This is a genomic window from Nonomuraea basaltis (genome assembly GCF_005893125.1).
Taxonomy (GTDB): domain Bacteria; phylum Actinomycetota; class Actinomycetes; order Streptosporangiales; family Streptosporangiaceae; genus Nonomuraea; species Nonomuraea basaltis.
Genome location: NZ_VCJS01000207.1, coordinates 1 through 22,523 on the forward strand (window position 1 = coordinate 1; position 22,523 = coordinate 22,523).

General features: G+C 73.2%; 22 protein-coding genes and 1 riboswitch. Of the genes, 13 read left to right on the forward strand and 9 right to left on the reverse strand.

Features of this window, described 5'->3' with window-relative positions; translation table 11 throughout:
* The 3 genes from EJK15_RS53770 to EJK15_RS53780 all read left to right on the forward strand — a co-directional run.
* On the forward strand, positions 1-795 hold a 795-nt coding region (locus tag EJK15_RS53770; RefSeq protein ID WP_138718207.1), incomplete at its 5' end, for a vWA domain-containing protein.
* 2 nt (positions 796-797) lie between these two features.
* The gene (cobO, locus tag EJK15_RS75480; protein WP_138718208.1) at positions 798-1,400 is read left to right on the forward strand and encodes a cob(I)yrinic acid a,c-diamide adenosyltransferase; all 603 of its coding nucleotides are present in this window, start codon (positions 798-800) and stop codon (positions 1,398-1,400) included.
* The gene (locus EJK15_RS53780; RefSeq protein WP_240777795.1) at positions 1,394-2,761 is read left to right on the forward strand and encodes a cobyrinic acid a,c-diamide synthase CobB; all 1,368 of its coding nucleotides are present in this window, start codon (positions 1,394-1,396) and stop codon (positions 2,759-2,761) included. The genes cobO and EJK15_RS53780 overlap by 7 nt, the downstream gene beginning before the upstream one ends.
* Here the strand turns inward: EJK15_RS53780 and cobN are convergent.
* The gene (gene cobN, locus EJK15_RS53785) at positions 2,716-6,348 is read right to left on the reverse strand and encodes a cobaltochelatase subunit CobN (protein WP_138718209.1); all 3,633 of its coding nucleotides are present in this window, start codon (positions 6,346-6,348) and stop codon (positions 2,716-2,718) included. The genes EJK15_RS53780 and cobN overlap by 46 nt on opposite strands.
* A gap of 30 nt (positions 6,349-6,378) precedes the next feature.
* A riboswitch (cobalamin riboswitch) is annotated at positions 6,379-6,586 on the reverse strand.
* A gap of 12 nt (positions 6,587-6,598) precedes the next feature.
* Between cobN and cobG the strand changes: the two genes are divergently transcribed.
* From cobG to EJK15_RS53800, 3 genes are read left to right on the forward strand one after another with little or no spacing between them, the layout of a single operon-like run.
* On the forward strand, positions 6,599-7,924 hold the full coding sequence (gene cobG / locus EJK15_RS53790; protein WP_240777796.1) for a precorrin-3B synthase: 1,326 nt from the start codon (positions 6,599-6,601) through the stop codon (positions 7,922-7,924).
* A complete protein-coding gene (locus tag EJK15_RS53795; protein ID WP_138718210.1) occupies positions 7,921-8,541 on the forward strand; it encodes a precorrin-8X methylmutase in 621 nt (206 codons plus the stop codon). Before cobG ends, EJK15_RS53795 begins: the two co-directional genes overlap by 4 nt.
* 5 nt (positions 8,542-8,546) lie before the next feature.
* Positions 8,547-10,028, forward strand: coding sequence for a precorrin-2 C(20)-methyltransferase (locus tag EJK15_RS53800; RefSeq protein ID WP_138718211.1), 1,482 nt, complete (start codon positions 8,547-8,549; stop codon positions 10,026-10,028).
* On the opposite strand, the gene EJK15_RS53805 is transcribed toward EJK15_RS53800, so the two are convergent.
* The 4 genes from EJK15_RS53805 to EJK15_RS73560 are packed head-to-tail and all read right to left on the reverse strand — an operon-like array spanning position 10,019 to position 13,158.
* Entirely contained in the window at positions 10,019-10,777 is a 759-nt protein-coding gene (locus EJK15_RS53805) for a cobalt-precorrin-6A reductase (protein WP_138718212.1), read from the reverse strand. The genes EJK15_RS53800 and EJK15_RS53805 overlap by 10 nt on opposite strands.
* A 49-nt stretch (positions 10,778-10,826) precedes the next feature.
* A complete protein-coding gene (cobM, locus tag EJK15_RS53810; protein ID WP_138718213.1) occupies positions 10,827-11,570 on the reverse strand; it encodes a precorrin-4 C(11)-methyltransferase in 744 nt (247 codons plus the stop codon).
* Positions 11,567-12,775 (reverse strand): precorrin-6y C5,15-methyltransferase (decarboxylating) subunit CbiE, encoded by a 1,209-nt coding sequence (gene cbiE, locus EJK15_RS53815; RefSeq protein WP_206061675.1) that lies wholly within the window; start codon positions 12,773-12,775, stop codon positions 11,567-11,569. Before cbiE ends, cobM begins: the two co-directional genes overlap by 4 nt.
* The gene (locus tag EJK15_RS73560) at positions 12,772-13,158 is read right to left on the reverse strand and encodes a pyridoxamine 5'-phosphate oxidase family protein (RefSeq protein ID WP_206061676.1); all 387 of its coding nucleotides are present in this window, start codon (positions 13,156-13,158) and stop codon (positions 12,772-12,774) included. Before EJK15_RS73560 ends, cbiE begins: the two co-directional genes overlap by 4 nt.
* 72 nt (positions 13,159-13,230) lie before the next feature.
* Here EJK15_RS73560 and cobF point away from each other — a divergent pair, with 72 nt between their 5' ends.
* Together cobF and EJK15_RS53825 are read left to right on the forward strand one after the other, a co-directional pair.
* Positions 13,231-13,989 carry a precorrin-6A synthase (deacetylating) gene (gene cobF, locus EJK15_RS53820; RefSeq protein ID WP_138718215.1) on the forward strand — a complete coding sequence of 253 codons (759 nt, stop codon included), beginning with the start codon at positions 13,231-13,233 and terminating at the stop codon, positions 13,987-13,989.
* Positions 13,990-14,010: 21 nt separating this feature from the next.
* Positions 14,011-14,517, forward strand: a complete 507-nt coding sequence (locus EJK15_RS53825; protein ID WP_138718216.1) for an O-acetyl-ADP-ribose deacetylase — start codon at positions 14,011-14,013, stop codon at positions 14,515-14,517.
* Positions 14,518-14,569: 52 nt separating this feature from the next.
* Here the strand turns inward: EJK15_RS53825 and EJK15_RS53830 are convergent, their stop codons facing one another.
* Both EJK15_RS53830 and EJK15_RS53835 read right to left on the reverse strand, forming a co-directional pair.
* Complete coding sequence (locus EJK15_RS53830; RefSeq protein WP_138718217.1) at positions 14,570-15,361, reverse strand: class I SAM-dependent methyltransferase; 792 nt, start codon at positions 15,359-15,361, stop codon at positions 14,570-14,572.
* Positions 15,354-16,097 (reverse strand): SDR family NAD(P)-dependent oxidoreductase, encoded by a 744-nt coding sequence (locus tag EJK15_RS53835; RefSeq protein ID WP_138718218.1) that lies wholly within the window; start codon positions 16,095-16,097, stop codon positions 15,354-15,356. Before EJK15_RS53835 ends, EJK15_RS53830 begins: the two co-directional genes overlap by 8 nt.
* A 56-nt stretch (positions 16,098-16,153) precedes the next feature.
* Here EJK15_RS53835 and mshA point away from each other — a divergent pair, with 56 nt between their 5' ends.
* Genes mshA through EJK15_RS53850 form a run of 3 tightly spaced genes read left to right on the forward strand, consistent with a single transcriptional unit; the run spans position 16,154 to position 18,760 of the window.
* Positions 16,154-17,479, forward strand: coding sequence for a D-inositol-3-phosphate glycosyltransferase (mshA, locus tag EJK15_RS53840; RefSeq protein WP_138718219.1), 1,326 nt, complete (start codon positions 16,154-16,156; stop codon positions 17,477-17,479).
* Between the two features lie 11 nt (positions 17,480-17,490).
* The gene (locus tag EJK15_RS53845; protein WP_138718220.1) at positions 17,491-17,970 is read left to right on the forward strand and encodes a type III secretion system chaperone family protein; all 480 of its coding nucleotides are present in this window, start codon (positions 17,491-17,493) and stop codon (positions 17,968-17,970) included.
* Positions 17,971-18,016: 46 nt separating this feature from the next.
* On the forward strand, positions 18,017-18,760 hold the full coding sequence (locus EJK15_RS53850; protein WP_138718221.1) for a phosphoglyceromutase: 744 nt from the start codon (positions 18,017-18,019) through the stop codon (positions 18,758-18,760).
* 98 nt (positions 18,761-18,858) lie between these two features.
* Here the strand turns inward: EJK15_RS53850 and EJK15_RS53855 are convergent, their stop codons facing one another.
* Positions 18,859-19,668, reverse strand: coding sequence for an alpha/beta fold hydrolase (locus EJK15_RS53855; RefSeq protein WP_138718222.1), 810 nt, complete (start codon positions 19,666-19,668; stop codon positions 18,859-18,861).
* Between the two features lie 91 nt (positions 19,669-19,759).
* Positions 19,760-20,404, reverse strand: a complete 645-nt coding sequence (gene phoU, locus EJK15_RS53860; RefSeq protein ID WP_138718223.1) for a phosphate signaling complex protein PhoU — start codon at positions 20,402-20,404, stop codon at positions 19,760-19,762.
* Between the two features lie 133 nt (positions 20,405-20,537).
* Between phoU and EJK15_RS53865 the strand changes: the two genes are divergently transcribed.
* Positions 20,538-21,710: a sensor histidine kinase gene (locus EJK15_RS53865; protein ID WP_138718227.1), complete on the forward strand. Its 1,173-nt coding sequence runs from the start codon at positions 20,538-20,540 to the stop codon at positions 21,708-21,710.
* Positions 21,707-22,399 carry a response regulator transcription factor gene (locus EJK15_RS53870; protein WP_138718224.1) on the forward strand — a complete coding sequence of 231 codons (693 nt, stop codon included), beginning with the start codon at positions 21,707-21,709 and terminating at the stop codon, positions 22,397-22,399. Before EJK15_RS53865 ends, EJK15_RS53870 begins: the two co-directional genes overlap by 4 nt.
* Positions 22,400-22,523 lie beyond the last annotated feature (124 nt).

Sequence of the window (22,523 nt, forward strand, 5' to 3'; positions counted from 1 at the left end):
GTCGAGGAAGACACTTGTCCACTCTTGACCTGCATGAACAGGCGGAACAATGGGGCACATGACTCGGATAAGCGCCGGGAGCGCGGGTGGCCGGCGGTTGGCCGGGCCGCCGGGGCGCGCCTGCCCGCCGGCCGCGTACACGACCTGCATCTGCCCGCGACGCTGCGGGCAGCGGCGCCGTACCAGGTGGCGCGCGGGCGTACCGGGGCCGGGCTGGTGCTGCGTGCGGACGATCTGCGTGAGGTGGTGCGCGAGGGCAGGGAGGGCAACCTCGTGCTGTTCGTGGTGGACGCGAGCGGCTCGATGGCGGCCCGCAGGCGGATGACCGCGGTCAAGACGGCCGTGCTCAGCCTGCTGCTCGACGCCTATCAGCGGCGCGACAAGGTCGGCCTGGTCACGTTCCGCGGCGCCGCCGCCGAGCTGGCGCTGCCGCCCACCTCGTCGGTGGAGGCGGGCGCGGCCCGGCTGCGCTCGCTGCCGACCGGCGGGCGCACACCGCTGGCGGCGGGGCTGGTCCGGGCGGCCGAGGTGCTGCGTGTGGAGCGGCTGCGCGATCCGGCCAGGCGGCCGCTGCTGGTCCTGGTGACCGACGGGCGCGCGACGGCGGGCGGCGACGTGGACCGGGCCGCCGCGCTGCTGGAGGGCACGGCGAGCGTGGTCGTGGACTGCGAGAGCGGGCCGGTCCGGCTCGGCCTCGCCGTCCGGCTGGCCGCCCGGCTGCGGGCCCGCCTGGTCTCCCTCGATGCCCTGTCCGATCTGGGCTCGGTCGTCCGTGACCACAGGAAGGCGGTCTGATCATGCCGCAGGGGAAGCCCGCCGTCGTGCCGGAAGACGGCCTCACGACCCGGCAGCGTCGTACGAGGCCGCTGCTGATCGTCCACACCGGGCCGGGGAAGGGCAAGTCGACGGCCGCGTTCGGGATGGCGCTGCGGGCCTGGAACCAGGGGTGGCCGATCGGGGTGTTCCAGTTCGTGAAGTCGGCCAAGTGGCGGATCGGGGAGGAGCGGGCGCTGAAGGTGCTCGGCGGCACGGGCGAGGGCGGCTCGGTGACCTGGCACAAGATGGGCGAGGGCTGGTCGTGGATCCGGCGGCCCGGCACCGAGGAGGACCACGCGGCCGACGCCCGCGAGGGATGGGAGCAGATCAAGCGCGATCTGGCGGCCGAGACGTATCGCTTCTACGTGCTGGACGAATTCACGTACCCGCTGAAGTGGGGCTGGGTGGACCTCGACGACGTGCTGGCGGCGCTCACGGGGCGGCCGGGCGGCCAGCACGTGGTGATCACGGGCAGGGACGCGCCCGAGCGGCTGATCGAGGTTGCCGATCTGGTGACGGAGATGGGCAAGGTACGCCATCCCATGGATGCCGGGCAGAAGGGTCAGAAGGGCATCGAGTGGTAGTCGTACCCCGGCTGGTCGTCGCCGCGCCGTCGTCGGGCAGCGGCAAGACGACCGTGGCCACCGGGCTGATGGCGGCGCTGCGGGCGCGTGGGCTGAAGGTGTCGCCGCACAAGGTGGGGCCCGACTACATCGACCCTGGCTACCACGCGCTGGCCACCGGGCGTCCCGGGCGCAACCTGGACCCGTGGCTCGTGGGCACGGAACGCGTACCGCCGCTGTTCCTGCACGGCGCGGCGGAGTGCGACGTGGCGGTGGTCGAGGGCGTGATGGGGCTGTTCGACGGCCGCGGGGAGACGGACTTCGCGTCGACCGCGCACGTCGCCAGGCTGCTGGACGCGCCGGTGGTGCTGGTCGTGGACGTGGCGCGGCAGAGCCGGTCGGTGGCGGCGGTGGTGCACGGGTTCGCCACGTTCGATCCGCGGGTGCGGGTAGGCGGGGTGGTGCTCAACCGGGTGGGCTCGGACCGGCACGAGGAGCTGTGCCGGAGGGCGCTGGGGGCGGCGGGCGTACCGGTGCTCGGCGCGATCCGCCGCGACGACGCCGTCTCCACACCCTCCCGCCATCTGGGGCTGGTGCCCGCCGCCGAGCGCGAGGCCGAGGCGGTACGGGCCGTGGAACGGCTCGGCGCCCTGGTGGCCCGCTCCTGCGACCTCGACGGCCTGCTGCGCCTGGCGTCGTCGGCCCCTGCGCTCACCAGCGCCGCATGGAGCCCTGCCGCACCCGCCGATTCCCCGCCTGTGCCCGGCGGTGTTGTCGTGGCGGTGGCGGGCGGGGCGGCGTTCACGTTCGGCTATGCCGAGCATGTCGAGCTGCTGCGGGCGGCGGGCGCGGATGTCGCGAGCTTCGACCCGCTGCGGGACGAGAAGCTGCCGGACGGGACCGCCGCGCTGGTCATCGGCGGCGGCTTCCCCGAGGTGTACGCCGCCGAGCTGGCCGCCAACGAGCCGCTGCGCAAAGAAGTGGCGGCCTTCGGCGGGCCGATCGCGGCCGAGTGCGCCGGGCTGCTCTACCTGTGCGAGGAACTGGACGGCCGGCGCATGTGCGGGCGGGTGCCCGGCCGGGCGCGGATGACCGGCAGGCTCACGCTCGGCTACCGGGACGCCGTCGCGCTCAAGCGCTCACCACTGACGAGGCCGGGCGAGCGCTTCCGCGGACACGAGTTCCACCGCACCGCCGTCGAGTACGCCGGCGAGCCGTTGTTCCAGTGGCAGGACGACACCGTCGCCGACGGGTCCGGTGGCACCGACGGATATGGCGACGCCCTGCTCACCGCGTCCTACCTGCACCTGCACTGGGCCGGCACACCAGCCCTCGCTCACCGGCTGGTGTCGTCCTCCAGGTCGCCCTCCGTCTTGAGGTAGACCTCCTGGAGTCCGCGCAGGATCTCCGGGTCGGGGTGCTCCCACATCCCCCGCTCGGCGGCCTCGAGGAGGCGTTCGGCGATGCCGTGCAGCGCCCACGGGTTCGACCGTGCCATGAACGCCTGGTTCTCCGGATCCAGCACGTACGTCTCGGCGAGCTTGTCGTACATCCAGTCCGCCACCACGCCCGTGGTGGCGTCGTAGCCGAACAGGTAGTCCACGGTCGCGGCCAGCTCGAAGGCGCCCTTGTACCCGTGCCGCCGCATCGCGGCCAGCCATCGCGGGTTGACGACCCTGGCGCGGAAGATGCGTGACGTCTCCTCCGACAGGGTGCGGGTGCGCACCGCGTCGGGGCGGGTGCTGTCGCCGACGTACGCGGCCGGGTTCCGGCCGGTGAGCGCGCGGACGGTGGCGATCATGCCGCCGTGGTACTGGAAGTAGTCGTCGGAGTCGGCGATGTCGTGCTCGCGGGTGTCGACGTTCTTGGCGGCCACGGCGATCCTGCGGTACGCGTCCTCCATCTGCGGGCGCGCGGCCACGCCGTCGAGGTCGCGGCCGTAGGCGAAGCCGCCCCACACGGCGTACACCTCGGCCAGGTCAGCGTCGTCACGCCAGTTGCGGCTGTCGATCAGCGGCATCAGCCCGGCCCCGTACGCGCCCGGCGCGGAGCCGAAGATCCGCATCGTCGCCCGGCGCTCGTCACCGCCCGTCGCGGCGACGTGGGCGCGTACGTAGTTGTCCTCGTGCGGCTCGTCCAGCCCGGCGGCCAGCCGTACGGCGTCGTCGAGCATGCCGACCACGTGCGGGAAGGCGTCGCGGAAGAAGCCGCTGATGCGTACGGTCACGTCGATCCTGGGCCGGCCCAGCTCGGCGAGCGGGATCGGCTCCAGGCGGGTGACCCGGCGCGACGCCTCGTCCCATTCGGGGCGGATGCCGAGCAGGGCCAGCACCTCGGCCACGTCGTCGCCCGCCGTGCGCATGGCGCTGGTGCCCCAGACGGACAGGCCGACCGAGCGCGGCCAGTCGCCGGTGTCGGCGCGGTAGCGCTCCAGCAGCGATTCCGCCATCGCCTGGCCCGTCTCCCAGGCCAGGCGGCTGGGCACCGCGCGGGGGTCGACGGAGTAGAAGTTGCGGCCGGTCGGCAGCACGTTGATCAGGCCGCGCAACGGTGAGCCGCTCGGCCCGGCCGGCACGTAGCCGCCGTCCAGGGCGTGCAGGAGGTGGTCGAGCTCGTCGGTGGTGCGGGCCAGGCGCGGCACCACTTCGGTGGCGGCGAACGTGAGAATCCGCGCCACGAGCTCCTCCGCGCTGCCCGAACGGTCCGGCTCGGCAATCGCCAGCACCGCGCGAGCCACCTCCGGCGCGGCGCCCACCGCCCAGTCCCGCTCCTCCATCGCCTCCACCAAGGCACGCGCGGTCGCCTCGGCCCGATCCACGGCCGCCATCCCCGCCGTCCCGTCCTCCGCCAGGCCGAGGGCCTCGCGCAGGCCGGGCAGCGTCTCGCGGCCCGACCACAGCTGCCTGGCCCGCAGCATCGCCAGCACCAGGTCCACCCGGACCGGCCCGACCGGCGCCTGCCCGAGCACGTGCAGGCCGTCGCGGATCTGCGCGTCCTTCACCTCGCACAGCCACCCGTCCACATGCAGCAGGAAGTCGTCGAACTCGGTGTCGTGCGGCCGATCCGCCAGCCCCAGGTCGTGATCGAGCCGCGCGGCCTGGATCAGCGTCCAGATCTGCGCCCGGATCGCGGGCAGCTTGGCCGGGTCCATGGCCGCGATCGTGGCGTGCTCGTCCATGAGCTGCTCCAGCCGGGCGATGTCCCCGTACGTCTCCGCCCGCGCCATCGGCGGCACCATGTGGTCCACCAGCACCGCGTGCGCCCGCCGCTTGGCCTGCGTGCCCTCGCCCGGGTCGTTCACCAGGAACGGGTAGACCAGCGGCAGGTCGCCGACGGCCGCGTCGGTGCCGCACGAGGCGGACATGCCCGCCGACTTGCCCGGCAGCCACTCCAGGTTCCCGTGCTTGCCCACGTGAACCATCGCGTGCGCGCCGGAGCCCGCGAACTCGGCCGACAGCCAGCGGTACGCGGCCAGGTAGTGGTGGCTGGGCGGCAGGTCGGGGTCGTGGTAGATGGCGATCGGGTTGTCGCCGAAGCCGCGCGGCGGCTGCACCATCACCACCAGGTTCCCGGCCCGCAGCGCGGCCAGGACGATGTCTTCCTGGTCGCCGTCGCGGGACACGAACAGCTCACCCGGCGGCGGCCCCCAGTGCCGCTCCATCTCGGCGCGCAGGTCCTCGGGCAGCGTGCGGTACCAGCGTTCGTACGAGGCGGCGGAGATGCGTACCGGATTGCCCGCCAGTTGCTCCTCGGTCAGCCAGTCCGGGTCCTGCCCGCCCGCGGCGATCAGCGCGTGGATGAGCGCGTCACCGTCCTGCTCGGCCACCCCGGGAAAGCCCTCGCCCAGGTCGTAGCCCGCCTCGGCGAGCCGGGACAGCAGCCGGACGGTGCTGGCTGGGGTGTCCAGGCCGACGGCGTTGCCGACGCGGGAGTGCTTGGTGGGGTACGCCGACAGCATCACCACCAGCCGCCGCTCCGCCGGCGGGGTGTGCCGCAGCAGGCCGTGGCGCACCGCGATGCCCGCCACCCGTGCCGCCCGCTCGGGATCGGCGGCGTAGACGGTCAGCCCGTCCCGGTCGATCTCCTTGAACGAGAACGGCACGGTGATGATCCGCCCGTCGAACTCGGGGATCGCCACCTGCGAGGCGGCGTCCAGCGGCGACAGGCCGTCGTCGCTCTCCTCCCACGCCCGCCTGCCGGTGGTGAGGCAGAGCCCCTGCAGGATCGGTATGTCGAGCGCCGCCAGCGCGCCCACGTCCCACGCCTCGTCGTCCCCGCCCGCGCCGGCGGTGGCCGGCCGCGAGCCGCCCGCCGCCAGGACGGTCACCACCAGCGCGTCGGCGGCCCGCAGGGTGTCGAGCAGCTCGGGCTCGGCGGTACGCAGGGAGGAGCAGAAGACGGGCAGCGCCTGCCCGCCCGCGTCCTCGACGGCGGCGCAGAGCGTCTCGACGAACGCGGTGTTGCCCGCCATGTGGTGCGCGCGGTAGTAGAGCACGCCGATCACCGGCCCCTGCCCGGATCGCGCGTCGCGCTCCAGCAGTCCCCAGGAGGGCGTGGGCGCGGGCGGGGCGAACCCGCGTCCGGTCAGCAGGACGGTGTCCGACAGGAACGCGTGCAGCTCGGCCAGGTTGGCGGGCCCGCCGTGCGACAGGTAGGCGTGCGCGTCGGCGCAGACGCCGCCGCTGACCGTGGACAGCTCCATCAGCTCGGCGTCCGGCGCCTGCTCGCCGCCCAACACCACGACGGGGCGGGGGCCGGCCAGCAGCGCGTCGAGCCCCTCCTCCCAGGCCCGGCGGCCGCCGAGCAGGCGTACCACGACGAGATGGGCGCCCTCCAGCAGCGCGGGCAGGTCGTCGGGGGCGAGCCTGGCGGGGTTGCCCAGGCGGTAGGCCGCACCGCTGGCGCGGGCGCTCAAGAGGTCGGTGTCGGAGGTCGAGAGCAGCAGGACGGTACGGCTGTCGCCAAGCACGGCGCATCCTCCCTCGGGGTCCTCGCCCCGGTCGCGGGTGTCGCGACGGCAGAAGTCTCCTGGCTCCCGGATCGGCGCTCACCCCGGCCTTCCCGCCCGTTGCCGGGCAGTGGCCTTCGGTGGGGTTCGCTCCCCGGTCACAGTGGCGGGACCGCGCCGGATTCGCACCGGCTTCCTCCCTTTGCCATTCGCTTACCGAGGAGCCTACGGCAGAGAGACCCGCGCCAGAACTGGCGTTAGCATCCTCTTCGTGTCCATAGCCGACATATCCGGAGCCGACGGTTCCCGACGCGCCCGTCCTGACGCCTGTCCGGGGGCGCTCCAGGTGCACGAGGCCGCCGACGGCCCCCTGGCCCGGATCCGCCTGCCCGGCGGCGCGATCTCCGCCGACCGGCTCCGTGAGCTGGCGGACTGCGCGACGGACCTGGGCTCGGGCGTGATCGAGCTGACCTCCAGGGCGAACGTCCAGGTGCGGGGGCTGCGCTCGCCCGCCGCCTTCGCCGAGCGGATCGCCGCCGCGGGCCTGCTGCCTTCGGCCGCGCACGAACGGGTACGCAACATCGTCGCCTCACCGCTCGGCGGTCGCGGACCTGACGGCCTGCTCGACACGCAGCCGGTGGTGGAGGCCCTGGACCGGGCGCTGTGCGCGCGGCCCCGGCTGGCGGGGCTGCCGGGACGGTTCCTGTTCGCGGTGGACGACGGCACGGGGGACATGCGGGGCCTTGGCGCGGACGTCACGTTCGTGCCGGTGACCGCGGCGGGACGCGTTTCCCGGGGACGGCTGCTGCTGGCGGGCTCGGACGCCGGGCTGACCGTCCCGGTGGACTCGGCGGTCCAGCACCTGATCGCCGCCGCCGCGGCATTCCTGGACGAACGGGAACGCGGGCTCGCCGACAGCGACCGCGCCGCGTGGCGGATCGGGGAGCTGAAGGACGGGCCCGCCCGAATAGCCGCCCGTCTCGGCACCGAGTCCGGCCTGGATCTGCTGCCCGCCGCGGCGGCGCAGGAGAGCCAGGACCCAGGTGCGCCGGTGCGGGAGAGCCGGGACATCGTGCCAGATGCGTCAGCGCGGGAGAGCCGGGACGTCGTGCAGGTCGGGCCCGTGCTGCACGCAGGGCGGGTCGGGCAGCGGAACGGCCGGGTGGCGCTGGAGGCGGTGGTGCCGCTCGGACGGCTGACCGCCGCCCAGGCGCACGCCATCGCCCACGAGGCCGTGCCCGTGCGGTTCACCCCGTGGCGGACCGTTGTGCTGCTGGACCTGTCCTCCGCCGCGGCCGACCGGGCGGCGCGGGTGCTGGAAGCGGCCGGGCTGGTGACCGATCCGGCGTCGCCCTGGGTCGGGGTGAGCGCCTGCACCGGCCGTCCCGGCTGCGCGAAGTCGCTGGCCGACGTGCAGGAGGACGCGCGGCGCTGGGTGGCGACCCTGGACGGCCCTCCGGCGACGCCCGTGCACTGGGCCGGGTGCGAGCGGCGGTGCGGGCTGCCGCGCGGCCAGGTCGTCCAGATGGTCGCCACCGCCGACGGATACACCACCGATGGACTCGCCGTCGGCGGACACCAGGAAAGGCAGCAGTGACCGACTACATCCGCGACGGCGCCGAGATCTACCGGCGTTCGTTCGCGACCATCCGCGCCGAGGCCGACCTCACCGGGATGCCTCCAGACGTGGCCCAGGTGGCGGTACGGATGATCCACGCCTGTGGCATGACCGACCTCGTCGCCGACCTCGACTGGTCCCCGCAGGTGGTCCTACGGGCCCGGGAGGCGATGCGGCTCGGCGCGCCCGTCCTGTGCGACGCCATGATGGTCGCCTCCGGCGTGACCAGGCGCAGGCTGCCGGCCGGCAACGACGTCGTGTGCGCCCTGGCCGATCGGCGCGTGCCGGAGCTGGCCGAGCGCCTCGGCACCACCCGCAGCGCCGCCGCACTCGAGCTGTGGCGGGACCGCCTGGACGGCGCGGTGGTGGCCATCGGCAACGCGCCGACCGCGCTGTTCCGGCTGCTCGAACTGGTCGCCGAGGGCGCCGGCCGGCCGGCGGCGGTGCTCGGGGTGCCCGTCGGCTTCATCGGCGCGGCCGAGTCCAAGCGGGCGCTGGCGGACAGCGGCCTGGAGTACCTGGTGGTGCACGGCCGCCGCGGCGGCAGTGCGATGACGGCGGCGGCGGTCAACGCCATCGCGAGTGAGACGGAGTGATGGCGATGACGGGACGGCTGTACGGCGTAGGGCTCGGCCCGGGCGACCCGGAGCTGGTCACGGTCAAGACGGCCCGGCTGATCGGCGAGGCGGATGTGATCGCGTACCACGCCGCCCGGCACGGCCGCAGCATCGCCCGCTCGATCGCGCTCCCGTACATGCGCGAGGGGCAGATCGAGGAGCTCCTGCTGTACCCGCTGACCACGGAGACCACCGACCACCCCGGCGGCTACCAGGGCGCGCTCGACGACTTCTACGCCGACTGCGCCGAACGCCTGGCCGCCCATCTGGACGCGGGCCGGACCGTGGTGGTGCTGAGCGAGGGCGACCCGCTGTTCTACGGCTCGTACATGCACATGCACAAGCGGCTGGCCCACCGCTACCCGACCGAGGTCGTGCCCGGCGTCACCTCGGTCAGCGCCGCCTCCGCCGTGCTGGGGCGGCCGCTGGTGGAGCGGGACGAGGTGCTCACGGTGCTGCCCGGCACGCTGCCCGCCGAGGTGCTGGCGGAGCGGCTGCGCGGCACCGACTCGGCGGCGGTGCTGAAGCTGGGCAGGACGTTCGAGAAGGTCCGCGACGCCCTGGCCGAGGCCGGGCGGCTGGACGACGCCTGGTACGTCGAGCGCGCCACCATGGGCGCCGAGCGCGTCGCGCCGCTCAAGGACGTGGACGCCGACGGCGTTCCGTACTTCTCGCTGGCCCTGCTCACCAGCCCCGCCGAGCGGACCTTCGTCCCCGAACCGCCGGTGACCGAGGGGCAGGGCGAGGTGACGGTGGTGGGCCTCGGCCCGGCCGGGCGGCCGTGGCTCACGCCGGAGGCGCAGGAGGCGCTGGCGGCGGCCACGGATCTGGTCGGGTACGGCCCGTACGTCGACCGGGTGGCGCCCAACCCGCGCCAGCGCCGCCACCGTACTGACAACCGGGTGGAGGCGGAGCGCGCCAGGCACGCGCTGGAGCTGGCCAGGGGAGGCGCGCGGGTGGCCGTGGTGTCGTCCGGCGATCCGGGCGTGTTCGCCATGGCCAGTGCGGTGCTGGAGGAGGCGGCCGCCGGCTTTCCCGACGTGCCGGTGCGGATCGTCCCCGGGCTGACCGCGGCCCAGGCGGTGGCCGGCAGGGTCGGCGCGCCGCTCGGCCACGACTACTGCGTGCTGTCGCTGTCCGACCTGCTCAAGCCGTGGGAGGTGGTGGCCGGCCGGCTGGCCGCCGCGGCCCGGGCGGACCTGGTGCTGGCGCTGTACAACCCGGCCTCGCGCAGCCGTACGTGGCAGCTCCCCGCGGCCCGGGACCTGCTGCTCGAACACCGCGACCCCGGCACCCCCGTCGTGATCGGACGCGACGTCGGCGGCCCCGAGGAGAGCATCACCGTCACCACGCTCGGCGAGCTGGATCCGGCACAGGTGGACATGCGCTGCCTGCTGATCGTCGGCTCATCGACGACGCGGGTGACCGATCGGGGCGTCGTCTACACGCCGCGCCGCTACCCCTGAGCCCAGGCCGCCGCCGCGGCCACGGAGTCCACCAGGCGGGCGTCCGGCGGCAGCGGCGGCCGGTCCACCATGATCACCGGTAGCCCGAGCTCGCGGGCGGCGACGAGCTTCGCGGTGGTCATCTCGCCGCCGCTGTCCTTGGTGACCAGCACGTCGAGGCGGTGCTCGCGGATGAGGGCCCGCTCGCCCTCGACGGTGTACGGGCCGCGGTCGAGCAGTACGTACACGTTGCCGGGTACGGGCGGCTCGGGCGGATCGACCGACCTGGCCAGCAGCCACACTCCGGGCAGCCCGCTGAAGACCGGCAGGCTCCGGCGCCCGGTAGTGAGGAACACCCGTAGCGGCGCCCCTCCACCGCCTCGGGAACCGCCATCGACCAGGCATGCGGCGGCGGCCGCCAGGGAGCCGACGCGCTGCCAGGCGTCACCCGGCCCCTCCCGCCAGCCGGGCCGGCGCAGGACCAGCAGCGGCACGCCCGTCCTCGCCGCCGCCTCGGCCGCGGAGGCCGTCATCCGCGCCGCGAACGGATGTGTGGCGTCAACCACGGCGTCGATCCGCTCCGCGGCGAGCCAGGCGGCCAGCCCTTCCGGCCCGCCGAACCCACCCGCGCGCACCTCCCCGACCGGCAGCCGCGGATTGCTCACCCGCCCGGCCAGCGACGACACCACGCGCACGCCGGGATCGCCGGCCAGCTCACCGGCCAACGCCCGCGCCTCCGCCGTGCCCCCCAGGATCAGGACCCGCCTCATGGGCTGGTCCTGCCTGCGCCGGCCGTGCCGCCGGGGATCAGGACCCGCCTCATGTCCTGGTCCGCTCTGCGCTGTAGAGGTGGCTGCCGGGGAACTGCGACGCCGTCAGCACCCGCCCGACCACGATCACCGCCGTACGCCGGATACCGGCCTCGTGGACCTGCCCGGCGATGTCCGCCAGCGTCCCGCGCAGGATCACCTCGTCGGCCCGGCTCGCCCGCGCCACCACCGCGACCGGGCAGTCCGGCCCGTACGAGGGCAGCAGCTCCGCCACCACCGCGTCGATCCGCTGCACGGCCAGGTGCAGCACCATCGTGGCCCCGCTCGCGCCCAGCGTGGTCAGATCCTCGCCGTCGGGCATCGGCGTGGCCCGCGCCGACGTACGGGTCAGGATGATCGTCTGGCCGACCCCGGGCACGGTCAGCTCCCTGCCCAGCGAGGCCGCCGCCGCCGCGAACGCCGGCACCCCGGGGACCACCTCGTACGGCACGCCGAGCGCGTCCAGCCTGCGCATCTGCTCGGCCACGGCGCTGAACACGGACGGGTCGCCCGAGTGCAGCCGCGCCACGTCCAGCCCGGCCCGATGCGCGGCGAGCAGCTCCGCGACGATCTCGTCGAGCGTCAGGTTCGCCGTGTCCACCAGCCTGGCTCCCGATGGGCAGGAGTCCAGCAGCTCCCGGGGCACCAGCGAGCCCGCGTACAGGCACACCGGCGACGCCTGCAGCCGCCGCAGCCCGCGCAGCGTGATCAGGTCCGCGGCGCCGGGGCCCGCCCCGACGAAGTACACGGTCACGGCACGTCCTCCCTGGTGATCGACCACACGGTCACGGGCATCGCGGCCCGCCAGCCGGTGAACCCGCCGACGGGCGAGGCCCGCTGCACGGCCAGTCGCACCAGATCACCGCCGAGCCTGCCGTACCACTGGGCGACGACCGACTCGGACTCCACGGTGACGGCGTTCACCACGAGCCGGCCGCCGGGCCGCAGCGCCGCCCAGCAGGTCTCCAGCATTCCAGGCACGGTGGCGCCGCCCCCGACGAACACCGCGTCCGGCACGGGCAGGCCCTCCAGCGCCGCCGGCGCCCGGCCCTCCACGACGCGCAGCGACGGCACCCCGAGCCGGTCGGCGTTGCGGCGGATGGCGGTGGCGCGGCCGGCCCTGCTCTCGACCGCCACGGCGGCGCACGACGGGTGACCGCGCATCCATTCGATGGCGATGCTGCCCGCGCCCGCGCCCACGTCCCACAGCAGCTCGCCGGGCAGCGGCGCGAGCCGCGACAGGGTGACCGCACGGACCTCGCGCTTGGTGAGCTGCCCATCGTGCTCGAACGCGGCGTCGGGCAGCCCGGGCACGCGGGCGAGCGGCTCGGCGCCGGGCCCGGCGACGCACTCGACGGCGATCACATTCAACGCGGAAGCCACGGTGTCCGCCCACCTCGCGGCCGTCCCCGTCTGGACACGCTCCGACGCCGCGCCCAGGTCGGAAAGGACCGTGATCGGGCTCGGGCCGTACCCGAGCCCGGCCACCAGCCCCGCCACATCGGCCGGAGCGTCACGCCCGGCGCCGAGCACGAGGACCCGCCGCCCGGGCAGGACCGCGGCGTTCAGCGCGGCGAGGGGACGGCCCACCAGGCTGATCACGTCCACCTGCTCGACCGCCCACCCCAGCCGGGCACACGCCAGCGACAGCGACGACAGATGCGGGACCACCCTGACCCGCGCCGCGCCGAGCAGCCGCACCAGCGTGGAGCCGATGCCGTAGAACATCGGATCACCGCTGGCCAGCACGCACACCTCACGGTCGGCGTACCGTTCGATGAGTTCGGGCAGCGCGGGAAGCAGCGGCGAGGGCCAGGTCACCCGATCGGCGGCGGACGCGGGCACGAGGCCGAGCTGCCGTACGGAGCCCATGAGCACCTCCGCCCCCTCCAGCGCCCGCCGCGCCCCGGCGGACAGCCCGTCCCAGCCGTCCGCGCCGATGCCGACGACGGTGATCACACGTTGCCCAGCACGCGCGTCACCCGGATCTCCACGACCACCCGCGCCGGATTGGGCCGGGGCGGCTTGTAGCGGGCGGTGTAGCGGCGCTCGGCGTCGGCCACCAGCTCCGGCGAGGTACGCACCACGGCCCACCCCTCCAGCGTCGACCACCTCCGCCCATCCACCTGGCAGAGCGCGACCAGCGCCCCGGACGCGCCGATGAGCCGGGCTTTGTACGAGGACCCAGAGGTGATCACCCGGGCCGTCGCGGTCTCCAGATCCAGGGTCGCGCCCACCGGCACCACATGCGGCGGCCCGCCGGGACGCGCGGTGGAGAGCGTGCACAGGTGCCGTTCCTGCCAGAACGCGGCGAACGCGGCGCCCTGTTCGACCAGGTTCACAGGCCTCCTCGGGTGATTTGCGAGGCATATCGTATCCGCTCGTATATCTGCTGCTCTGGCAGACTCATCCGGGTGAAGCGGCTACTCATCATCGGCATCGGCGCCGGGGATCCCGACCATCTCACCCTCCAGGCGGCCAAGGCCATCGCCGCCACGGACGTGTTCTTCATCGTCGACAAGGGCGAGGTCAAGCAGGATCTGGTCCAACTCCGGCGGGACCTGATCGAGCGGCACGCCCGCCCGCCGTACCGGATCGCCGAGGCCCGCGACCCGGAACGCGACAGAACCGCCCCCGGCTACGAGGCCGCGGTCGAGGACTGGCGCTCGCGCCGCGCGCTGGCCTGCGAGTCGCTCGTCCGCGACGAGTTGGGCGAGGACCAGACCGGGGCGTTCCTCGTCTGGGGCGACCCCGGCGTGTACGACAGCACGCTGGCCATCGTCGAGGAGATCCTGGCCCGCGGAACCGTCGCCTTCGAGTACGAGGTGATCCCCGGCATCAGCAGCGTGGCCGCGCTGACCGCCCGCCATCGCACCAGCCTCACCCAGGTCGGCCGCCCCGTCCACCTCACCACCGGCCGCCGCCTGGCCGAGGACGGCGCCACCGCCGACGACATGGTGGTCATGCTGGACGCCCACTGCTCCTTCGCCGGCCTCGACGACTTCCACATCCATTGGGGCGCCTACCTGGGCACTCCCGACGAGATCCTGGTGTCCGGCCCGGTGGCCGAGGTCGGCGACCGCATCCGCGAGCTCCGCGCGGAGGCACGGGCCCGCAAGGGCTGGGTCATGGACTCCTACCTGCTGCGCCGCCTGCCCGGCACAGACGGCTGACGCGTATGACAGCCTGGTGAAATGGAGATCACGCTGGTCCGGGGCGACATCACCGAGCAGCGGGCGGACGCCATCGTGAACGCCGCCAACTCCTCGCTCATGGGCGGCGGAGGCGTGGACGGCGCGATCCACCGCCGCGGCGGCCCGGAGATCCTCGAGGAGTGCAGGAAGCTGCGGGCCTCCCGCTACAGCAAGGGCCTGCCGACGGGACAGGCGGTGGCCACGACGGCGGGCCGGCTGCCCGCGCGCTGGGTGATCCACACGGTCGGGCCGGTCTACTCCAGGTCGGAGGACCGGTCGGGGCTGCTGGCCTCCTGCTACCGCGAGTCGCTGCGCGTGGCCGACGAGCTGGAGGCCGGATCGGTGGCCTTCCCCGCGATCTCGACCGGGATCTACGGCTGGCCCATGGACGACGCGGCGCGCATCGCGCTGGACGCTGTCCGGCAGGCGGACACATCGGTCGAGGACGTCAGATTCGTGCTGTTCGACAGCACGGCCTACGCCACGTTCGAAGCGCGACTGCAGTAGGCGCTCGAGGCGCGGCTGTAGTAAGTGCTCGAGGCGCGGTTGACGTGAGCGGTCAGCGCGGATCGATCGCCGACCAGGGCAGCGTCAGCTCGCCGAGCCGCCACCTGGCCGGCCCGCCCAGCGGCGGCCGTACGGGCACGGGCCAGGCGCCGGCCAGCACGCGTACGGCGGCCAGCCACCGCTGCCGCACCCCGTGCCCGCCATAGGGCGCGCAAACGGCCCAGGCATGGTCGAAGTCCCGCAGGAACGCATGGATCCGCTCACCCGGCACGTTCCGGTGGATGAGCGTCTTCGGCAGGCGGTCGGCCAGGTCGGAGGGCCGCTCGAAGGCGTCGAACCGGGCGGAGAACGTGATCGTCTCGGGCCCGCCACGTGACAGGCCCACCCAGACCGCCCGCCGCCCGTTCTCCGAGGAGGTGCCCTCGACCAGGACGCCGTTCGGCGCGAGCCGGCGACGCAGCACGTCCCAGTAGTGCCACGCGTCCGCCTCGGCGTACTGGCGCAGCACGTTGAACGCCCTGATCAGCATCGGCGGGCGCGAGACGGGCAGCTCGAACCCGCCGAGCGCGAAGCTCAGCCCCTCCCGCTCGTACGGCTTCGCCAGCGCCACCCTGGCCGGGTCGATCTCGATCCCCACCACCTCGACCCCGGGCGCGACCTGGCGCAACCGGGCGAACAGCTCCAGCGTCGTGGTGTGCGATGCCCCGTAGCCCAGGTCCACCACGAGAGGCCGGTCCGCCGCCCGCAACCGCCGCCCGTGCGCCGCGACGATCCAGCGGTCGCAGCGCCGCAGCCGGTTGTACCCGGTCGTGCCCCGCGTGATGGCGCCAAGGGGCTTACTCACTGACGCGATGCACCCTGTGCTGTGCGGCCTGGGCTCGGGGGCGGATGACCATGCGGTCGATGTTCACGTGCGCGGGCCTGGTCACGCACCACGCGATCGCGTCGGCCACGTCGTCGGAGGTCAGCGGTCCCGGCACACCCTCGTACACGCGGGCCGCGGCCGCCTCGTCCCCCCGGAACCGGTTGACCGCGAACCCCTCGCTCCGCACCATGCCCGGCGCGATCTCGACGACCCGCACCGGCTGCCCGACCAGCTCCAGGCGGAGCGTCTCGGCCATCGACGTCTGGGCGTGCTTGGCCGCGACGTAGCCGCCCCCGCCCTCGTACGACACCAGCCCCGCCGTCGAGGTCAGCATCACCAGCACGCCGTCGCCCGACTCGATGAGTTTCGGGACCAGCGCCTGGGTCATGCGCAGCGAGCCGAGCACGTTCACGTCGTACATCCGCTGCCAGTCGTCCAGCCGCCCGTCCGCGACCGATTCCAGGCCGAGCGCGCCGCCGGCGTTGTTGACCAGCACGTCGCACCGCTCCAGCGCGGCCGCCAGCGCGTCGACCGACTCCTGCGAGGTCACGTCGAGCGTCACCGGCCGGATCAACGGCTGCTCCGCGGCCAGCTTGTCCAGCCGGTCCCGCCGCCGCGCGCCCGCCACCACCTCGTAGCCCTCGGCGGCGAGCCGGCGCGCCGTCGCCTCGCCGATCCCACTGCTCGCCCCGGTCACCACAGCCGTTCTCCGCATGGCCCTCATCCTGCCAGCACCCGCCGGGCTCCGGCCCGTCGCCTGGGTGTCGGGGAATGTCGGAGTTATTTGCAGAGTTATCTCCCTTTTGGAGGTGGTGTCGAGTGAGGCGACGACGGGTTGGCCGGGTCGCGACCATCAGCATGCACACATCGCCGCTGGACCAGCCCGGAACGGGCGACGCCGGAGGCATGAACGTGTACATCGTCGAGTCCGCCAAGCGGCTGGCTCAGCTCGGCGTGGAGGTGGAGATCTTCACCCGGGCGACCGCCCGCGACCTGCCACCTGTGGCCGAGCTCGCCCCGGGTGTGCTCGTCCGGCATCTGACCGCGGGGCCGTACGAGGAGATGGACCGCGGCGACCTGCCCGGGCAGCTGTGCGCGTTCCTGTCGGAGGTGCTGCGCACCGAGGCCATGTACGACCCGGGCCGCTACGACGTCATCCACTCCCATTACTGGCTGTCCGGCCAGGTCGGCTGGCTGGCCAAGGAGCGCTGGGGCGTGCCGCTCGTGCACACCATGCACACCATGGCCAAGGTCAAGAACCTCCTGCTCGCTCAGGGCGACCGGCCCGAGCCGCCGGCCCGCGTGGTCGGCGAGGAGCAGGTCGTGGAGATCGCCGACCGCCTCGTGGCCAACACCGCCGACGAGGCCCGCGAGCTCATCGACCTGTACGGGGCCTCGGAGGACCGCGTCGCCGTCGTCAACCCCGGCGTCAACCTCACCGTCTTCCAGCCCGCCTCGCAGGCCGTCGCCCGGCACCGCCTCGGCCTGCCGCTGGGTGCGCACGTGCTGCTGTTCGTGGGCCGCATCCAGCCGCTCAAGGCCCCGGACGTGCTCCTGCGCGCCGCCTCCAGGATGCTCATCGAGGACCCGTCGCTGCGCGAGCGCCTGGTGGTCGCCTGCGTCGGCGGCCCATCGGGCAGCGGCCTGGCCAGACCGTCCTTCCTCACCGACCTGGCCGCCGAGCTGGGCATCTCGGACGTCGTACGCCTCGTGCCCCCGGCACCGCAGGAGGAGCTGGCCGACTGGTACCGGGCGGCCTCGGTCACCGTCGTGCCCTCCTACAGCGAGTCGTTCGGCCTCGTCGCCCTGGAGTCCCAGGCTTGCGGCACGCCCGTGGCCGCGGCCGCCGTGGGCGGCCTGCGCACCGCCGTACGGGACGGGATCTCGGGCCTGCTCGTGGACGGCCACGACCCGGCCGAGTGGGCGGTGGCGCTGCGCCGCTTCATCACCGCGCCACGCTGGCGCGACCAGCTCTCGGAGGGCGCCCGCACGCACGCCGCCGCCTTCGGCTGGCAGGCCACGTCGTCGCGCCTGCTGGAGGTGTACGCGGGCGCCATCGCCAACCTGCACAAGACGCCCGTGGCGGTAAATCTGTAGCCTGAACTCTTATGCGCGATGTCGTCGAAGCCGCGCTCAAGGCCGCGGACGTCTCCTATGACGAGCCGCGGCCCGGGGCGTTCCTGGTCAAACTCCCCGGCCAGCACAAGCTCGCCACCATGACGTGGTTGATCGTGGGGGAGCGCGTGCTCCACATCGAGGCGTTCTTCTGCCGCCAGCCGGACGAGAACCACGCCGAGTTCTACCGCTGGCTGCTGGAGAAGAACGGCTCCACCTACGGAGTGCACTTCTCCCTCGACCCCGTCGGCGACGTCTACCTCGTGGGCCGGGTGCCGCTGGCCGCCGTCACCGAGGACGAGGTGGACCGGCTGCTCGGCTGCGTGCTGACGTACTCGGACGACTGGTTCGACCGCGCCCTGGAGCTGGGGTTCGCCTCCTCGATCAGGCGGGAGTGGGCGTGGCGCGCCAAGCGGGGCGAGTCGCTGGCCAACCTCCAGGCGTTCGCCCGCTTCGCCGACCCCGACCGATGACGGGAATCCGATTTCGCACGCTTCGGCCAACCATAGGATGAGCGTCATGGCGACTTTGGTGCTGCTACGGCACGGCGAGAGTGACTGGAACGCGAAGGGCCTGTTCACCGGCTGGGTGGACGTGAGCCTCTCGGCCAAGGGCGAGGACGAGGCCCGCCGCGGGGGCAAGCTCCTCCTGGACGCCGGGCTGCGCCCGGACGTCGTCCACACCAGCCTCCTGACCAGGGCCATCCAGACGGCCCAGCTGTCCCTGGCGGAGGCGGACCTGCTCTGGCTGCCGGTGAAGCGCAGCTGGCGGCTCAACGAGCGCCACTACGGCGCGCTGCAGGGCAAGAACAAGGCGCAGACCCGTGAGGAGTTCGGGGACGAGCAGTTCATGCTGTGGCGCCGCTCCTACGACGTGCCGCCGCCCCCGATCGCCGACGGCGACGAATACTCCCAGGCCGGCGACCCCCGCTACGCCCTCCTCCCGCCGGAGCTCATGCCGCGCACGGAGTGCTTGAAGGACGTGGTCGACCGCATGCTGCCGTACTGGTACGACGAGATCGTGCCGGACCTGTCGGCCGGCCGCACGGTCCTGGTGGCCGCGCACGGCAACTCGCTGCGGGCCCTGGTGAAGCACCTGGACGGCATCAGCGACGACGACATCGCCGGCCTCAACATCCCGACAGGGATCCCGCTGCGCTACGAGCTGGACGCCGACTTCCGGCCGCTGAAGCGCGGGGGCGAATACCTCGACCCGGAGGCCGCCAAGGCCGCCGCCGAGGCCGTGGCCAACCAGGGCCGCTGACGGCCGGGCGCCCGCCGTGAACGTGGCGGCGCCGTCAGCGACCGGCCCGCCGGAGGGCCGGTCGCCGGTCACGGCCTCCGGAGTGCCCTGCGTACGACTCAGCCCGCCAGTGCCTTCCGCAGCACGTCGGCGCACTCGGCGGGCTGCCCGAGGAAGCCGCCGTGGTCGCCGGGGAACTCGACCGGCGGCGTGCCGAGCGACTCGGCCAGCGCGACCGACGTCCGGTACGTGACCAGGTTGCCCGAGCCGGCCCCGATGCCGACCAGGACCCGGGCCGGGCCGGCGGTCAGCGCGGCGACTTCGGGCACGTAGCGCGTGGTGGGCCGCAGCTCGTGCAGGAAGAAGCGGGCGCTGTTGGCCAGGTCCTGCGCTGACGGCTCGCCGGGCGGCCCGGCGGGCGCGCCCTCGGCATCGAGGTCGAAACCAGCGCTGATCATGAACTTCATCCAGGCCGCTCCGACGCCCTCCCGCTGGTATGTCTCGATGATGTCCTCGGTCACGGCCCGTCGCTCGGCGGCGTCGGGCAGCAGCTCCAGGACGGGCGGCTCGTGCGCCACGAGCGTGCGCACCCGGCCCGGATACCGCTCGACCAGCGCGAGCCCGGTGACCGCGCCGCCGCTGCTGCCGAACACGTCGGCGGACTCGGCGCCCAGGGCGTCCATGATGGCCGCGACGTCGTCGGCCCGCAGCTCGGGCGTGGAGTCCTGCTCGGGGTCGTCAAGGGTGCTGTTCGAGATGCCCCGCGGGTCGAGGGTGACGACGGTGTGGTCGCTCGCGAGGGCGTCGGCGAACGGCGCGAAGGCCGCGGCGTCCATCGGCGATCCGATGACGAAGAGCAGCGGGCCCGTGCCGCGGACCTCGTAGTGCAGGTGTGCGCCGGGTACGTCGAGGGTGTGGGTGGTGGCCATGCCGGTCGTCCTTCCGTATGCGGTCGGCCGCGGACGCGGTGACGCAGGTAGGACTCCCGGCGATGGCGAAACTCGTCGCGGCTCGCGGAAATCAGGTCGGCCGGGTGCCCGTCACCAGGTAGACGACGTCCTGCGCGACGCGTACCGCGTGGTCGGCGTACCGCTCGTAGTAGCGCCCGATCAGCGTGATGTCGATGGCCGGCTCCACCCCGTGCGCCCAGTCCTTCGCCAGGAGGAGCCGGAACAGCTTGCGATGCAGCCGGTCCATCGCGTCGTCGTCCTGCTCCAGCTCCAGCGCCGACTCCACGTCCCGCGAGGCCACGCAGGCGCCGGCCTTGGTGACGAGGTTCTCCGCGATCTGGCCCATCTCCAGGATCGTGGAGCGCATCTGCGGCGGGATCGCCGAGTCGGGGTGGCGCAGCCGCGCGACCTTGGCGACGTGGACGGCCAGGTCGCCCATGCGCTCCAGGTCGGTCCCCATGCGCAACGCCGTGATGACCATCCGCAGGTCGACCGCGACCGGCTGCTGCCTGGCCATCAGATCGTAGATCGACGACTCGATGGCGGCGAAAGTCGCGTTCACGTCCTCGTCGCGGGAAATGACACTCTCGGCGAGCGAGAGGTCGGAGTCGAGGAGGGCCGTGGTGGCACGGGAAATGGCCGAACGGACAAGCCTGGTCATCTCGACCAGCTTGTCGGTCAGCGAATCTAGTTCTTCATGGTACGCGTCGCGCATGAGGTCAACGTACGTGTCACTCGATGAACGAACCCCTACGGTCAGATGAACTTTCCAGGAAAGGGACGTTCATCCCCTGATGAGGGGGTCTGTCCCTGGGAGAACGCCGCCTACCATCGGAGACATGAGTGAGATGGCCATGAGCTTCGCGGCCCTGGCCGGGTTCATCGTGGGCGCCCTGGCGGTTCTGTTCTACCGAAACCAGATCGAGGCTCCAGCCCGCACCGACGAACCCGACGGCGTGGAGACCGGAGCCGCACTGCCGCAGGGCGTGGCCTCCGTCCTCGCGGTGCTGCCTTCGTCCGCAGTGGTGCTCGACGCGCACGACCGCGTCCTGCGCGCCAGCTCGGCGGCGCGGGCGTTCGGGCTGGTCAAGGGCGATCGGCTGATGGCCGCCGAGCTGCTCGCGCTGGCCCGGCAGGTGCGCCGCGACGGCGAGATCCGCGAGAGCGAGATCGACGTCGCCGGGCACAAGTTCGGCCAGGAGACCACCAACTTCGCCGTCCGCGTGGCGCCCCTGGGCTCCTACGGCCAGGTGCTCGTGCTCGCGGAGGACCAGACCGAGCGGCGCCGGGTCGAGGCCGTGCGCCGCGACTTCGTCGCCAACGTCAGCCACGAGCTGAAGACCCCGGTCGGCGCGCTGAGCCTGCTGGCCGAGACCATCCAGGACGCCGCCGACGACCCCGAGGCCGTCACCCGCTTCGCCAACCGCATGCTGCACGAGTCGGCCCGGCTCAACTACCTCGTCCAGGACCTGATCACCCTCAGCAGGATCCAGGGCGCCGAGCCCATCCCCACCCCGGGCCAGGTCTCGATCGACGAGGCCGTCCACGACGCCATCGACCACTGCAACACCAAGGCCGTCGCCAAGGACATCACGCTCGTCTCCGGTGGCACCGAGGGCCTGCGCATCTGGGGCGACGACGAGCTGCTCGTCACCGCGCTGCGCAACCTGATCGACAACGCCGTCGCCTACAGCCCCGAGCACACCAGGGTCGTCGTGAGCGTGCGCCCCGCGAACGACTCCGTGGAGATCAGCGTCAGCGATCAGGGCATCGGCATCCCCGAGGAGTCGCTGGAGCGCATCTTCGAGCGGTTCTTCCGCGTCGACGCGGCCAGATCCCGGGCGACCGGCGGCACCGGGCTCGGTCTCGCTATCGTCAAGCACGTCGCCGCCGCGCACGCCGGCGAGGTGTCCGTCTGGAGCAAGGAAGGGTCCGGCTCCACCTTCACGCTCCGCCTGCCCGCCTTCGGCGGCACGGCGGTGGCCGTACCACGCTCTATCCCCCTGGAGGCAGCCAAATGACCCGAGTCCTTGTCGTCGAAGACGAGGAGTCCTTCTCCGACGCCCTGTCCTACATGCTGCGCAAGGAGGGGTTCGAGGTGTCGGTCGCGGCGACCGGGCCCGAGGCGCTCGACGCGTTCGACCGCAACGGTGCGGATCTGGTGCTGCTCGACCTGATGTTGCCAGGTTTGCCCGGCACGGAGGTGTGCCGCTCCCTCAGGCAGCGCTCCAAGGTGCCGGTCATCATGCTGACGGCCAAGGACAGCGAGATCGACAAGGTCGTGGGCCTGGAGCTGGGCGCCGACGACTACGTCACCAAGCCGTTCTCCTCGCGGGAGCTGGTCGCCCGCATCCGCGCGGTGCTGCGCCGCCAGGGCGACGTCGTGGAGGAGCTGGAGACCGCCGTGCTGGCCGTCGGCCCGGTCCGCATGGACGTCGACCGGCACGTCGTGGCCGTCCGCGGGGAGCAGGTGCAGCTGCCGCTGAAGGAGTTCGAGCTGCTGGAGGTCCTGCTGCGCAACGCCGGCCGGGTGCTCACCCGCGGCCAGCTCATCGACCGCGTCTGGGGCGCCGACTACGTGGGCGACACCAAGACCCTGGACGTCCACGTCAAGCGCCTGCGCGCGAAGATCGAGGCCGACCCGTCCAACCCGCGCTGCATCCTGACCGTGCGCGGCCTGGGCTACAAGTTCGACTCGGCGGAGGACTGACAAACCCTTGTTCCGGTACGCGGGCCGTACCGGAACAAGGGTTTTGTCATGTCTTAGTGAGACTCTTCTTCCGCGGGGGCGGACGCCGTCGGGGTCGGCTGGGGATTCCTGGCCGAACAGGCCT

Coding starts and splice junctions, on each gene's coding strand:
- cobO (WP_138718208.1), top strand. CDS start 798: ATGCCGCAGGGGAAGCCCGCCGTCGTGCCGGAAGACGGCCTCACGACC.
- EJK15_RS53800 (WP_138718211.1), top strand. CDS start 8,547: ATGACGGGACGGCTGTACGGCGTAGGGCTCGGCCCGGGCGACCCGGAG.
- EJK15_RS53805 (WP_138718212.1), bottom strand. CDS start 10,777: ATGAGGCGGGTCCTGATCCTGGGGGGCACGGCGGAGGCGCGGGCGTTG.
- EJK15_RS53825 (WP_138718216.1), top strand. CDS start 14,011: ATGGAGATCACGCTGGTCCGGGGCGACATCACCGAGCAGCGGGCGGAC.
- EJK15_RS53835 (WP_138718218.1), bottom strand. CDS start 16,097: ATGCGGAGAACGGCTGTGGTGACCGGGGCGAGCAGTGGGATCGGCGAG.
- mshA (WP_138718219.1), top strand. CDS start 16,154: ATGTCGGAGTTATTTGCAGAGTTATCTCCCTTTTGGAGGTGGTGTCGA.
- EJK15_RS53845 (WP_138718220.1), top strand. CDS start 17,491: ATGCGCGATGTCGTCGAAGCCGCGCTCAAGGCCGCGGACGTCTCCTAT.
- EJK15_RS53850 (WP_138718221.1), top strand. CDS start 18,017: ATGGCGACTTTGGTGCTGCTACGGCACGGCGAGAGTGACTGGAACGCG.
- EJK15_RS53855 (WP_138718222.1), bottom strand. CDS start 19,668: ATGGCCACCACCCACACCCTCGACGTACCCGGCGCACACCTGCACTAC.
- phoU (WP_138718223.1), bottom strand. CDS start 20,404: ATGCGCGACGCGTACCATGAAGAACTAGATTCGCTGACCGACAAGCTG.
- EJK15_RS53865 (WP_138718227.1), top strand. CDS start 20,538: ATGGCCATGAGCTTCGCGGCCCTGGCCGGGTTCATCGTGGGCGCCCTG.
- EJK15_RS53870 (WP_138718224.1), top strand. CDS start 21,707: ATGACCCGAGTCCTTGTCGTCGAAGACGAGGAGTCCTTCTCCGACGCC.